At 43.1% G+C, this 15185-nt stretch carries 6 protein-coding genes and 1 other annotated feature; of the genes, 4 read left to right on the top strand and 2 right to left on the bottom strand.

From position 1 onward, the window contains the following. Positions 1–93 precede the first annotated feature (93 nt). Positions 94–594, bottom strand: a complete 501-nt coding sequence (locus JGUZn3_RS08945) for a glycine zipper family protein (RefSeq protein WP_203413196.1) — start codon at positions 592–594, stop codon at positions 94–96. Between the two features lie 323 nt (positions 595–917). Continuing rightward, positions 918–2423: a peptide MFS transporter gene (locus JGUZn3_RS08940; RefSeq protein ID WP_203413195.1), complete on the bottom strand. Its 1506-nt coding sequence runs from the start codon at positions 2421–2423 to the stop codon at positions 918–920. A 397-nt stretch (positions 2424–2820) separates the two neighbouring features. On the opposite strand from JGUZn3_RS08940, the gene JGUZn3_RS08935 reads away from it, so the two are divergent. The 4 genes from JGUZn3_RS08935 to JGUZn3_RS08920 all read left to right on the top strand — a co-directional run bounded on the left by JGUZn3_RS08935 (position 2821) and on the right by JGUZn3_RS08920 (position 14173). Beyond that, positions 2821–6006, top strand: a complete 3186-nt coding sequence (locus tag JGUZn3_RS08935; protein ID WP_203413194.1) for an efflux RND transporter permease subunit — start codon at positions 2821–2823, stop codon at positions 6004–6006. Then, positions 5990–7195: an efflux RND transporter periplasmic adaptor subunit gene (locus JGUZn3_RS08930; RefSeq protein ID WP_203413193.1), complete on the top strand. Its 1206-nt coding sequence runs from the start codon at positions 5990–5992 to the stop codon at positions 7193–7195. The genes JGUZn3_RS08935 and JGUZn3_RS08930 overlap by 17 nt, the downstream gene beginning before the upstream one ends. A 58-nt stretch (positions 7196–7253) precedes the next feature. After that, a complete protein-coding gene (locus tag JGUZn3_RS08925) occupies positions 7254–8873 on the top strand; it encodes an efflux transporter outer membrane subunit (RefSeq protein WP_203413192.1) in 1620 nt (539 codons plus the stop codon). Between the two features lie 494 nt (positions 8874–9367). After that, positions 9368–14173 (top strand): Hint domain-containing protein, encoded by a 4806-nt coding sequence (locus JGUZn3_RS08920; protein ID WP_203413191.1) that lies wholly within the window; start codon positions 9368–9370, stop codon positions 14171–14173. A gap of 225 nt (positions 14174–14398) precedes the next feature. Then, positions 14399–14765: a sequence feature (23S ribosomal RNA rRNA prediction is too short), on the bottom strand. Between the last annotated feature and the right edge of the window lie 420 nt (positions 14766–15185).

Genomic DNA, 15185 nt, shown 5'->3' with positions numbered 1-15185 from the left:
ATAGAAAAAAGCCATTCATTTTTTCTGAGGGGAGATAGGAAGAAAATGAATGGCTTATTCAGAAAGGGGCCTTAGCCCTAATAAAAAAAGAGTTTAATGAGCGTAATAAGATTTCTCGTCAGACGATGGGGTTGCAATAATTCTGTTGGCAGGCAAGACATTGTTATGAGCAATCATACATTGAACGTAGGCATTGTCATATTGGGTTTGTATATTCCCTTGTTTGCTTTCGGAATATCCTTTTGTAATTCCTCCCCCACCAAGTGCTCCCCCAGCGGCTCCAATAGCAGCTCCAGTTCCCCCGCCAATGGCTGCCCCAAGGCCTGTGCCGAGGCCCGTGCCAATAAGGCCACCAAGAAGGGCCCGATGGTTCTCGCTTTCAGCCTGACCTTCAACGGCGTTTTCAGCCTCCAGCTTACAAAGGGCATGCTCTTGCTTAAAGGTATCGTAGTTTTTTTTAGGTCCAGGAAGAACAAGTGCCGTTGGCCCATCAGGTGTTTCCGCACAAGCTGCTAGCAGAATGCCAAATAGGAATAAGATTATAGAACTCCGTTGTACTTTTTGGGAAGAGAAAGATAGGATTTTCTTTTTCATTTTATACTTCACACTACAAAACACCGAAATAAGTCTTAAAATATCTTGGTTTTTGTGTAGCAAACTATAGGGGCAACAAAAAGGCTATCTTGGACTTATTATCAAAAATTTGAAGATAAAAAGTAAAATGAGCGTGCTGAGATAAAAATTTTTATGGTAAAATGCCTTAAACAAATAAAAGAGGCATGCTCCCCAAGCATACCCCTTTCTCGATCTTAAATAACTTAATAAAAAATTAGTCGCTTCACATAATAATCATTTGCTATGTATGGGAGTAACCTAATCAATCTTTTGTGTTGTTACCTTGATATAAATCAAAAAAATTATGTTTTTATAGAATTTGTTAATAAATGCTGCTCCCATTGACGAAGAAGAGGAAAACAGCAAGCAGAGATAAAGCTTCCTAAACAAGCCAGTAGGGTAAGAATACCAAAAAGGCTACCGTATCTGTGTAAGCTTTCGAGCGGTGAGAAGAAAGCGCTGGAGTGCGATTGTGGGCCCCAATTGGCAATAAGGCTGCCAATATAAAGAGAAATTCCCGAAATAATGTAATAGCAGCCCATCATGGTTCCCGTAGCATGGGGCGGGCTATATTGGGCAACGGCTGCCAAGCCCAATCCTGCGATCATGAGTTCTCCGATGGAAAAGAAAAGATAGCCGCCGACCATGACCCATGGAGAGAGGAGGGTATGGCCGTTGGAAAAATGACAAAAAATCCACCAGATAAAAAAGCTAAGAGAAAGGGCTATGAATCCTACAAAGAATTTATGGGCCAGGAGAGGGCGGTGGGTTTTTTGATTGTTTTTTCTATAAGCCCATATCAGGATTGGACTGAAAATAATAACCCAGAACGGGTTAAGCATTTTAAACTGTCCTGCTGACCAGCTAAAAAGCTTTAAATCCCCTAAATAAAATGTTGGGCTGACATGCCGTAAGGCCAGCAAAGTTAAGGAAGTATCCATTTGTTGGAAGAGGATAAAAAATAATATGGATTGGCCCATCATAACAAAAAGGATTAATAATCCGTATTGCTCTGATAATGCGCTTTTACGGTAAAGGAGGGTAAGAAATGCCAAAACGCCTGAAGTGGCAACCCACATGCTTGCCTCTGCCCAGAAAGGCCGTTCAAGCGTTAAAACGGTAAAGATAAAAAGGGTAATGCTTGTCAGTGCCAAAAATAACCTATTGTTTTTTCTTTTTCTTTTTTCTAAGGAAAGTGGAATAAAAAGCTGCTGACCCAGTTTGGCCAGTAAGAAAAATTCAAGCAGAGCGGCAAAAAAACAGACAAAAAAAGCCGTCTGCCAGCTCAAATGCGTTTGAATCCATGGAATGGAAAATTTAGCCAGAACTGAGCCAATATTAATGGAAAGATAATAATAGGTAAAAATAGATTCCATATTATTATCATTTCCGTTCTTCTCACCGGTAAAAAGTGCACGAATAATACTGGCAGCATTAGTACTGAAAAAACCGTTCCCAAGGCTGATAATCGCTAAAGCGTAATAGAGGATCTGGATATGAAAGGGGATAATGGCCAGTAGAAGGTAGCCCAGTGCCAAAAGGCCTGCCCCTCCAATTATAGTCGCCCGATGGCTAAAAAGCCTATCTCCAGCCCATCCACCTACAATATGGGTGATACAATAAATAGCAGCAAATGCGCCGATCAGTATATTGCCCTCTGAGTCGGAGAAATTTTGTTTTTCAACCAGGTAAAGTAAAAGGATACTTTGCACTCCAGCATAGGCAAACATATTTCCTATTTGGCAAAGAGCAATGATACAGAAGGTGCTACGAGAGGAAAGAGAAGAGGAAGGGCTGTGTTTTTTCATAAAAACTAAGAGCTCTGGTATTAAGGCTGACAGTTACTAAGGCTTATAGGTACTAATAAGACTTATAGGGAAAATCATTCATGGTTATAAAAGCGGCTATTTTGAAGGAAAGAGGGTACAAGATGAGCCAAGGGTTTATGGAATGGTTTGATCATAAAGGGTCTATTTCTTAGGGTAATGAGGGCATATTATCATGGTGGTGTCTATTAAAAATAAAAAGAAAAATATCCTTAATCTTCTCATTGATGGGCTCGGTCAAAGGCAAATTTATTTCTTGCAATAATCAAAATTCAGAAGTAAGGCTTGGGCTAAATCATATAGCAGTTAACGTAAAGGTACATCTATAACGTAAAGGTACATCTATAAAAGCCCTTGTTTGTAAGGTGTAATTAGGTTTATGAACGCCATCGTTGTAACGGCGCTGAAGCGACCCTATACATTTGTTGTTTTAGCAATTTTAATAACCTTTTTTGGTATTATGTCGGTGTTTAAAACCCCGACAGACGTTTTTCCAACTATACGCATACCAGTTGTTTCCGCGGTTTGGAGCTATTCCGGGCTGATGCCGTACGATGTTTCAGGCCGTATAACGGGGTATTACGAGCGTGCTCTTACGGCGACGGTGGAAGGAATAGAGCATATGGAGAGTAACTCCTACTATGGTAGGAGTATTATTAACATCTATTTCCAGCCTGGTACAGAAATTGGTGAGGCTGAAGCCCAAGTTACGGCTTTATCGCAAACGATCGTCCAGCAGCTTCCGCCAGGGATCTCTCCTCCTTTGATCATGAAGCTGGAAGCGTCTTCTGTTCCAGTTGTTATGCTCCAGATCACCTCAGATAAGCTCACACCTTCTGAACTCTACAATATTTCATTTAATCAGATCAGAACCCAGTTGGTGACTGTAGAAGGAGCCATTGTACCCCACCCTTATGGTGGGAAACCTACTGCACTTTTGGTCTATCTTAACCAAGATTCACTTCAGGCCAAACATCTTTCAGCGATGGATGTCTATGCAGCACTAGACAAGCAGAATGTTGTGATTCCATCAGGGGATGAAAAGATCGGCTCGTTTGATTTTATGGTGCAAACCAATGCAACGCCCTTTACGGTGGAGGCTTTTAACAATATTCCCATCAAGCGCGTTGGCAATGCCATGGTTTACATCCGCGATGTCGCTCATGTGCAATTGGGGGGACCTCCCCAAACTAACTCCGTTCTTGTTGGCGGTAAACAAGCGGTGATGGTTGTCGTCATGAAGGGGGGAGAAGCATCAACCCTTTCAGTGGTGAGTGGGGTTAAGGAAATGATTCCCCACATATTGCGTACTCTCCCTAAAGAGTCTGGTATTGAAATTAAAGTGCTGAACGATGCTTCTGAGTTCGTTAGGGATTCAGTCTCGGATGTGTTGCGCGAGATGGTTACCGCCTCGGCTTTAACGGGGCTTGTTGTGCTGTTATTTTTGGGGTCTTGGCGCTCTACGGTCATTATTGCCACTTCTATCCCCTTGGCCATGTTTTCAGCGCTGATTGGTTTGGGCTGGGCCGGGCAGACGATTAACGTTATGACTCTGGGAGGGTTAGCGCTTGCCGTGGGGATTTTGGTTGATGATGCTACGGTGATGATCGAAAATATCGACTCTCATCTTGAAATGGGAAAAGATCTGGAAACAGCTATTATCGATGCCGCCAACCAGATTGTTATTCCGACTTTTGTTTCGACTTTATGTATCAGCATTGTATGGCTGCCACTTTTTCAGCTTTCGGGTGTCTCAGGGTGGTTGTTCATGCCCATGGCCGAAGCCATTATCTTTGCGATGATTGCCTCTTTTATCCTTTCTCGTACGTTAGTGCCTACCATGGCCAATTGGTTATTAAAGGCCCAGGTTGCCCACCATCATGCAAAGGAAATGGGCAAAGCTCCTCCTCCTGGTTTTTTTGGCCGGTTTCAAATAGGGTTTGAAAAGCGGTTTATCACCTTTCGTGAAGGCTATAAAAATCTTCTGAATGGGCTTTTAAACATAAAAGGGAAGTTCATTCTTATTTTTCTGCTCGCATCTGCTTGTTCGCTCTTTTTATTGTTGTTTACAGGGCGGGACTTCTTCCCTGAGGTTAAATCAAGCTCTTTGCAGATGCATATGCGGACCCCGCTAGGAACCCGTATTGAGGAAGCAGGCAATATAGCTGGAATGGTTGACAAGGAGATATCCGCTCTTTTGCCAGGGCAAATCGACAATATTATTGTGAATTGTGGGTTGCCCGTAGGTCCACATAATCAGGCTTTTATTCCAACCCCAACCATTGGAGCCCAGGATTGTGATATGACAATATCACTCAAAAACCATACCTCACCTGTGGCAGAATATCGGCAGATTTTACGCGATGGGTTGAACAGGAAATTTCCTGGTACACAATTTTCTTTTCAGCCTGCTGACCTTACGGCGAAAATTTTAGATTTTGGTCTACCGGCTCCCATTGATGTTCAGGTTATTGGGCTGGATTTGGAAGCAAATTTCCGTTTTGCCCAAAAGCTTAGCAGCCGGTTACGAACGGTAACGGGTATTGCAGATGTCAATATCCAGCAGACGATGAATACTCCAACACTGAGGGTTAACACCAAGCGTTCATTTTCCCTTGGAACTGACGTAACAGAAGATGAAATAGCCAATAACGCCCTTATTACCCTTTCAGGAAGTGGCCAGGTTCATCAATCTTACTGGCTGGACCCTAAAACAGGCTTTTCTTATATGCTGAATATTTACACGCCTCAGAGGCGGATGTCTTCAGTGAATGATTTGCAGACTATTCCTATTGATGGGGGTGATAATAACCCCAAAAACAAACAGCTTCAGATGTTAGGCAGCTTGAGCGATATTGTTCAGCTTGGCACTCCTGGAGAGGTTAGTCACTACAATATTATTCCTGTTATTGATATTTATGCGTCCAATGAAGGCCGTGACTTGGGGGGAGTTGTAGGCGATGTCAGCAAAATTGTTAAAGAGTTAACGCCACAGCTTCCTTATGGCTCTACTCTGGTTATCCGGGGGCAGTCCGTTACCATGAACCACGCCTATATTCAGCTTATAGGGGGGTTGGGCGTTTCTATCTTGCTTGTGTATCTGCTCATTGTGGTGAACTTTCAATCGTGGCTGGATCCTTTCGTTATTATTATGGCTTTGCCTGGTGCTTTAGGAGGAATAGCCTGGAGCTTGTTCCTAACGCATACGACCCTCTCTGTTCCGGCTCTCACAGGGGCGATCATGTGTATGGGAACGGCAACGTCTAATGCCATCCTTGTTGTGGCATTTGCGCGGGAGCGTCTTGAATCCCATGGTGAGGCCCTTCGGGCAGCTCTTGAAGCGGGCTATGAGCGTATCCGCCCTGTTTTGATGACGGCTTCGGCTATGATTGTTGGAATGTTGCCTATGTCGATGAGTAATTCCCAGAATGCACCGCTTGGGCGGGCTGTTATTGGTGGACTTATGGTTGCCACTGTAGCAACACTCCTTTTTGTTCCCTGTGTGTTTGCTCTGGTTCATTCTAAAAAATCGAGGACGGATAAACCCAATGACAGCCTCTCGTAAATCTTCAAAAGTAATTGGCTTCGGTGTTGTTTTGCTGGCTCTTATCATTGCCGGACTTGGTATTTTATACCGTAAACATGAGATGAACAGTCTACGGCGTGAAACACTGAAAAGTGCAATTGTTAAGGTTGCTGTTATTTCTCCGCAGCCTGCGCCTCCACGGCGGGTTCTGGATTTACCCGGCAATATTGTCCCTTGGTATCAGGCGACAATCTTTGCACGTGTCCCAGGATATGTGAAAGCCTGGTATAAGGATTACGGAGCAAGGGTAAAAAAAGGAGATGTCCTGGCTGTGTTGAATACCCCAGATCTGGACGCTCAATATGCTGCTGCTAAGGCTGATGCCCGTGTAAAACAGGCCCAGTATGATTTGGCAACCTTGCGGGCTAAGCGCTGGAAGGCATTAGAAGGAACAGAAGCCGTCGCTAAAATGCAGGTTGATGTTTATATTGCTGAAGCCCGTGCTGCACAGGCTACGCTGGAGGCAGCCCAACGAGAGGTTCAAAAATTTGAGGCTTTAGAGGCTTTTAAAACCATCGTTGCGCCTTTCGATGGGGCAGTCATTTCACGTGAAATTAACTTGGGGGATTTCGTGGGGCAGACGGGTGGAAATATGGAAGCTCAAGGGGGGTCCAGCGAGCTTTTTACCGTAGCCGATATAGAAAAAGTTCGTATTTTTGTTTCTGTTCCACAGGATTTTGCCTATATTCTTACTCCTGATTTGGTGGGAGATTTGTACCTTCCTCAATATAAGGATAGAGTATTTAAAGCCAAATATCTTACCACGGCGGGGGCCTTTGATCCCGCAACGCGGACAGCTGTGACCGAACTGGAAATTGATAATAAAGACCATTTCTTATGGCCAGGTTCTTATGCGCATGTGCACTTTGATGTTCCAAATGTAAAAGGTGTTTTAGTCATCCCGGAAACAACCTTAATCTTTAGATCTGCGGGAACACAGGTTGCCCTTTTGACAAAAGGAAACAAGGTGCATCTGCAAAATGTTCGGCTCGGTGATAATACGGGAGTGAATGTAGAAATTCTCTCGGGAATTCAGGAAAAAGATATGATTATTAACAATCCCCCTGCAGATATTCAGGAAGGGGAAGAGGTCAATGTGGTGCCTCTCACTCCTGGGTATAACGCTCCGGTTGTTTCTCATACTTCAGAGCAAAAGCACCATCATTAAAACAGGAATATGGTTTCTTACGTCTTTGTCCCTCATGTAAAATAATGAAAGATACAGAATGCTACGGAGACTTTCTCGTATGGGTTTGCGCTGCCAAGCCCTAAAAAGGAAAAATCAGGGCGTTAGACCTTTTATTTCTCGTTTGGTGTATTGCTTGGGGGCTTCTACCATTTTGGCCGGTTGTGATCTGGCACCGGATTATCATCCCCAGCAGTTTGTGGTTCCTAGTTCGTGGCATGGGGAAGGGCCCTTTCAGATTGCAACGCCCAGGGAGGGTATTTTACGCTCGGACTGGTGGACTTTATATAACGACCCCATTTTAAATGCCCTTGAGGCCCGTTTGGAGAAACTTAATCCAGACCTCCAAGCTGCGGCTGAAATTTTTACGCAATCACGGGCTTTGGCTGTCGAAGCAGAGTCTTCGCTTTTTCCTCAAGTCGGTATTGCCGCAGGGGGATCGAATAATAAGCGCTCGGCCAATAATCTTTTTAGAGCCAGAGATGATCAGGTCACTATGAGCTCGCAGTTTTACTCGGGTGTTGCAACATGGGAACCGGATTTTTGGTCTTTAATACGAAACAGAACACGAGAACAGGAAATTTTTGCTCAGCAGGCGGCTGCTGAATATGCACTAGCTAAACTGAGCTTACGGGCTGAATTGGCCAATAATTATATTTTGTTACGAGGAATGGATGCCCAAAACGCTGTTTATGATGAATCAATAGTCTATTATGAAAAGGCTGTTCACCTCACGAAGATACGCCAGCAAGGTGCGATCTCTTCTGGAATTGATGTAGCTCGTGCCCAAAATCAGCTTTCTATGACTAAGGCCGCTCAGGAAGAATTACGAGCCAAAAGGGCCGTTATTTTGCATGCCATTGCGATTTTGGTTAATGTTTCACCCTCTAGTTTTCAAATCCAACCTGCTGATCGGTTAACTCTTGAGCTTCCCACTATCCCGGTGGGGCTCCCGGCAGATTTGTTGCAAAGGCGCCCTGATATTTCAAGTGCAGAGCGTGCCATGGCCGCAGCCAACCGAGAAATAGGGATTGCTCGTGCTGCTTTCTACCCCAATGTGACCTTTAGTATTACTGGTGGATTCATGGATAATGGCATTGATCTTGCTAGTTTGGCCAACAGTATGTGGTCCTATGGGGGTATGGCAGTTTTACCGCTGTTTGAGGGTGGTTTAAGGCGTGCTGAGCTCCAAAGGAGCTGGGCCAAATATCGGGAAACAGTCGATAATTATCGTTCAACAGTCTTGGCTGCCTTTAAGGAAGTGGAGGATTCGTTAAGCAATATCAACCATCTGGGGCAAAGTTATGAGGACCAAAAACAAGCTGTAGCGGCCAGTACAAAGGTACAAGCTATGACGATGACCCTTTATCAAGGGGCTTTAACCAATTATCTCGATGTTATTGTAGCTCAGATTGCCAGAATTACAGCACAAATTAGTGCTATTCAGGTAAAAACCCAACAGATTCAGGCCAGTGTTCAGTTGATTAGGGCCTTGGGTGGAGGATGGAAGGAAGCCCGGCTTCCAAAAAGAAAAGATATACGGAGTTTAGGCGTACTGCAATATGAAGGAATAGACAATCCTAAACCTGTTGGAAATGTTCCTTATAATAAAAGCCCTCTCGATACAAATCTAACAGGCAGTTCTTTGCAAAGAGAATAGGTTTTTTCGAATAATCATAAAAAAATCATTATTTTTTCCAATAATTGTACTAAATATGAAAAAAAATTCTATTATTATTAATAATAAGTTAATAACTTTATTTAAATAAAGTTAATTTTCCTTTTTTATATCTAATATTTTTAAATTTTATTTGAAAAAAAGAAAAAATGGTGTATATATAAACTTGTTAATAAAAAAATAACAAAATTCTACGCTTGACAAAATAGAGTAGAAGCATGGAGCAAAGAAATAATAAAGTTTAAAACTCACAATAAAATGGCGTAGTAATCCATCCTTAAAAAATAGAATGGATGAAACGAAGTTAAAATTCTGTCAGTCAATAGATACATAACATACCAATCACTCCTCAGTAAAAAACACCTTTTTACTGATTAATAGGCTACTGATGTTTACAGAAAATGCAAGAACATATCGATCTTCTCGACTTTATATTTTCATATAAAAACAGTTAAAACGCAAGGATAGCAAGAGTAATGTCAGGCACTACTTCAAATACAGGAACCACTTCCATTACCAGTACAGGTACTACTTCAACGACAAACCCGTTTATTGATCCCTCAGCGGATATGACCAAAGCAGGCACGTTGAATTATGGGGCGGTTAATTCTCAAACAGGAAAAGACTTTACTGATGCAGGGGATGTGCTAGCAAATGCCCTTAATATAGCTATTTCGGCAGATGCTTCAGGGAACGTCAACCAAGCGGCACTAGACGCTAATATTAACAGCAACCTTATTAACAGTTATGCTCTAAGTTTGTTAACTGGTCGTGGCGTTGGTGGTATAACCTTTGCAGGTGGTTTTAATTACCAACCATTGCCTTCGAGTTTCTACATCCGAATAAATCCTGGGGTAGTTGGTTCTGTTCCGATTATGATTTCCGGACAAGGTGGAAAGGTCGATTTCAATGCCGGGAACGGGTTAGCGAACCCAACAACTGGTACTGGTAGCATTTATATTGAAGGCCAAGTTTTTCAATATGGCAACAACAATGGTGCTACAACTGTTAATTTTAATAGCGGCACAACTGTTATTAAACATGCCTTTACTTTGCAAGGAAACGTTAGCTTTAAAAATGGTTCAACATTGGATTTTGTGGGAAATCCAACAGATACCACGTTTAAATATTCTATTAGCTTACTTAATAGCCCCACTGCACCGGATGCAGTATATACGAATGGGTCTGGTGTTAGTATTCCTGAGCTCTTATTAACAAAAGGCTCAACGGTTAATATGGAAACGGGTAGTTCTATTAAAACAGAGCCCGTGAACACTACGGTAAATACGGCCAATGGTGTGGTCACTGTTCCACAATATGCTGTTATTAACGTGCAATCAGGAAATTACGATACCAAGAGTACAATTAATCTTGGGGGAGCTAATATCCAGGGAAATGTGATTGTTGGATTACAAAACGTTGTAAACTTTACAGGTGGTGTTGCCACTATTAATAATGCCTCTAATATACTTTTTACAGGCACAGCCCCTATTACTCTTACTGATGGAACGGGCTTTACAACGGTTGGCAATGGCGCTGTCGTTGTTTCTGGTATTTATGCTAACCGCCAAGGGACTGGTATCCCTTTTTTAGATCCCTTTAAATACAAATATACTCCAGAAACAGTAACGACAAGTGGCAACACAACGTTAGGAACCATGTATGTTGGGTTTAACCCTTATTATTCTTCTGGGTTAGGCAATGTAGACGTTGGGGGTGGTATTACTGGTGGTATTTTAAATATTGCCGGAAATGTTACTTCAACAGGTACCATCGTTGTGGCTGGTAGTGCTGATAGTGGCACTTTTGCTGATCCTGCTACTGGAAGTAACACCTCTCGGTCAGGATATATCAATCTGGCGGCCAACTCTGTCGTTACCCAAAAAACGGGTCAAGGCTTTGCTGTTTATAATCAATATGGTAATTTTTCCGCTGCTAATTCCTCTCAGTTTGGTGATCTTCAGGTCATTGATGGTACAGCGATATTAGTGGGCGCGAACATCTATCATAATATTGCTGTTAGTGGAAGCGGTAAATTTACCCAAAATGGCACAGGCAATAGCCTGAACTCTGCTATTTTTTCTGGAAATAGCCAAAGTACATTAAACAATGTTACTCTTTCAGGTTCATTAAATCAGCAGGGGTCAGCTACTACTACAGTGACTACCACTGGCGGAGGAACCAACGTTATAGGGTCTGTCAATGAAACTGGTGGAACGCTGAATGTTACGTCCAGTAAGGTGTTGGCTGATGTGAATGTTTTTGGTGGCCTTCTGAATTTTAACCAAAGCTCTGTTGTGGGTAACACAGCTGTAACGGGGGGTACGGTTAACGCGCTTGATAATGGCGATAACTTTAATACACTTTCCATTAGCCAGGCCTCTGCAGATGTACCAACGGTTGTTAATCTGGGCCAAATCTACAATGGCACTCAAACAGCTGCAGGCCCGGTTATTAGTGGCCAGGCAACTGTGACAAGTGGAACACTGAATGTTGGGTATCTTACCAATTTTGGTACACTTGTCGAAAATGGCGCAGATGCAAAGGTTGTTGTGAATGGTGACTTTCAATCCACTAATGCTGTGCAGGTTCAAAATGGTCTTTTAACATTTGGGCAAGCCAATCTGGTTGTTAATCCTCATTTTGATGTTACCGGGGGAACCGTCGATATTTTGAGTGGCACAAGCTTGGCTGGTGGCCTTTCCGCAACCAATGCAGCTGGTATCGGCACGACGATTACACTGGAAAAAGGAGACCAGATTAACGGTTTAATTACCGCTGCTGATGGTACGCTGGTTAACGCTGTTAATGGGGCAAATTTTGATAATTTGTCAGCTACAGGGGCCAATACAGTTGTTACCCTTAACGGAAACAATAGTGTAGGCACTAACCTTTCTGCAGCTTCTGGCGCTACAGTCGATGTAAAATCTGTGTTTGACGATAGCAATGCAACAACTTTCGTAACGGCTTATAACAGTAACCCATCATCGTTGAATACCATGGGGGGTGTTTTAGGTCAGGGGCACATTGCCATTAATGATGGCGGTATCCTCAATCTTGAAAGCAATGCTATCCTTGATACAGCAACCGTTGTAGATGGAAGAGTGGTTCTTAATAAGAATGACTTCATCACCAATGGTTTGAACATTTCCTCATCAGCGGGTACAGCAAGCCTTCAGTTAAACGGAACCATTTATCTTGGTAATTCTACCCTCTCTGGGGCTTTAGGTGGAACAAGCACTTTAACTGTAAGTGAAAACAGCATGCTCAATGGTACATTAACCATTGATAAAACTGTGGGAACTGTTGGAAAAGCCTTTACCCAAAATGGGAACCTCACCATTCAGGATAATAGTAACATTGCGATTGGCGCAAATGCGACCCTCACAGGGAATGTCCTTGTCCAATCAGGAAGTGTTGTTAACTTGGCGGATACAGCTACTCTTAAAAACAGTCAGCTGAAAATTGAGAATGCTGCTAACCTTAACCTGAATGGGACATCAAACCATATTGCTACAACTGTCGCGGTTGATAATAATTCTGGTTTAACTTTAAATAACCTGACCTATCTGGATGCGGGCAGCCAGATTAATGCAACGGCTGGTTCAACAGTATCTTTAAACAGTCAGTTATATATGGATAGGAACTCCGTCATAAACGTTAACAAATCCACTTTGACGATTGGTCAGGATGGTATTCGTAACGTAGGGGGAAGTGCCGATACAACAACTTCCATTAAAGTCCAAAATGAAGGCCATGTTGTTATCAACTCTAACTCTCCTATTCAGCCATCGATTAATGTGGCTGCTACTGGAGTGGTAGATTTAAACTATCAGCCTGACGATGGCTCAAACTTTACTGCTACTGTTAACCTGATTGATGATGGAACAGGTCTTGATAGTAAGGGTGGCGGTGTTGGTTTGCTTCGCTTGGATGGCATTCCGTTAAAAGATGTTACCGTCAATACTTACATTAAAGGGTTTGGTAAAAATAATGGTTATACCGGGGCTATCGACCTGTCAGGTATTGAAAAAAGCACGATTACACAGGCTGTTTTCACAGGGAATAAAATTACCATTAAATATCATCCTGCTGGTAGCACAGATGAGTATACCATTAACTTTACAAACGTTGCTGGTGTCAATAGTCAGTCTGGTGAGCTCAGCTTCCTTGATGATGGTCAGGGTGGAACAATCATTCAGGTTTGTTTTGTTGAAGGTGTTCGCCTTGCTACAGAAGATGGTTTACGTCCTGTTGAAGATATTCGTTCAGGTCAGCGGATCTGGGCTACGTCTGGGGATGGCAAACGAGAGCTGAAAGAAGTTGTATGGACGGGATCTGCTCGTGTTGAAGATGCCAGAGCTGGTGATAATTGGCCAGTTCGCATTAAGGCAGGTGCAATTTCTGAGGGTGTTCCTTCTGCCGATGTTGTGGTAACACCAGAACATAGCCTGTATGTAGAAGGCCACCTTATTCCAGCCCGTATGCTGGTTAATGGCAAAACCATTTACGAAGATCGTACTATGGAGAGCTACTCTTACTACCATATAGAAACGGCTCAGCACTCCTTAGTAGAAGCTGAAGGTTTACTCTCGGAAAGCTATCTTGATACGGGCAACCGTTCAACCTTCCGCCGTGAAGGCAATGTGGTTCCCTTCAAAAAGGCTCATCTGGAATGGGGTGTTGATAGTGTTCTTCCTCTTACCGTTGACCAAGCAACTGTAGAGCCAATCTGGCAGAAGTTGAACGACCGTGCTTTGGCAGAAGGTGTTGCTGTTGAAATGGAAAAGGTCGAAATGGTTAAAGATCCAGATCTGAAGCTGGTAACAGATAAAGGTATAACCATTGAGGCAATCCGCAGAAAAGGTCAGTCTCTCTTCTTCATGCTGCCTTCTAATACGAGCGAAGTGCGGATTCTTTCCCGGTCTTCAGCGCCAAGGGATGTTATTGGTGCCTTTGTTGACGATCGTCGTAAACTGGGTGTTCAGGTTGACCATGCGAAATTGTGGTATGATAATCACGATGTAGAGTTGGCAGGTTACCTTAAACTTGGCACACACTATGGTTGGTATGATGCTGATTCCAGTGACCAGGGCCGTTGGACCAATGGTAACGCTGTTCTTCCACTTGATGAAGGATTACAGGTCAACAAAACCGGCGGCTTGCTTTTGGAGCTGTGCATTACGAGTGCTGGCCCGTATTTGAAAAGAGACGATGAAACAAGAGATTTTGGATATACCCCTTTTGTTTCAGACGCAAAAAGAAGGCTAAAAACCGCTTAAAGTCTTTTTCTTAAAGAATAAAGCTTGGGAAACAGGAAAGAGAAATTCTCTTTCCTGTTTTTTTTGTAGAAAACATGATTTTAAAAGAAAGAGTTAAAGAAGTTTTATAAGATCTCCGTATTAGCGGTTTGTTTTTTAGTGTCTGGGAATCTCCCTGATAGATAGGAAAAAAATATCTAGGTTTTTAATGTGTATGAATGCCATGGCATCAGTCCGGTTAAATCCAGTAGGCTCAGCCGTTACAAGAAAAACGCATCAAGAGGAGGGAAGATTCTCCAATTTGCCTAGTTCCTTCAGCATCGTTCTCTCAAGCGCCTTGGTATACTCTACCAGTCCACCTGTGTCGGTTTCGGGTACGGTCTATACGCCAGAGCTATTTCCCGGAATGCTCAAAAAGCTAGACCAATCCAATAAGGCCTAACAACATCTCACATTCGTCACTTCTGGCAGGTTCAGGACTATTCACCTGATTCCCATCAACTACGGCTTTCGCCCTCGCCTTAGGGGCCGACTAACCCTGCGCGGATTAACCTTGCGCAGGAACCCTTGGACTTCCGGCGACAGTGTTTCTCACACTGTTTGTCGCTACTCATGTCAGCATTCTCACTTCCGATATCTCCAGAGAGGGTCACCCCGTCTCCTTCACAGACTTACGGAACGCTCCGCTACCGCACACACCTAAATGATGTGCACCCACAGCTTCGGCACGTGGCTTGAGCCCCGTTACATTTTCGGCGCAGGATTTCTATTAGACCAGTGAGCTATTACGCTTTCTTTAAAGGATGAGAGTATAGGCTCTAAGTCCTCTTTACTTATTTTGGGGTTCTATACTCGTAAAATGAAAGAAGCTTTTCTCATAGATAAGATTTTTTAAAGAAACCTTCTACATATCCCTCATGAACCAATACATAGAATAAATATACTGGCCTGAATAAAATGGACTTGAATAAGATGAAAGCACTTTTATAGAAAAAATTTGTTAAGAGGAGGAGTGGGTACCCCTTGTGCGTTC

Origin of the sequence: Entomobacter blattae, from assembly GCF_014672835.1 — a bacterium.
GTDB classification, from domain to species: Bacteria; Pseudomonadota; Alphaproteobacteria; order Acetobacterales; family Acetobacteraceae; genus Entomobacter; species Entomobacter blattae.
The sequence above is the reverse complement of the archived record's forward strand: the minus strand, read 5'-3'. Positions and strand labels throughout refer to the sequence as shown.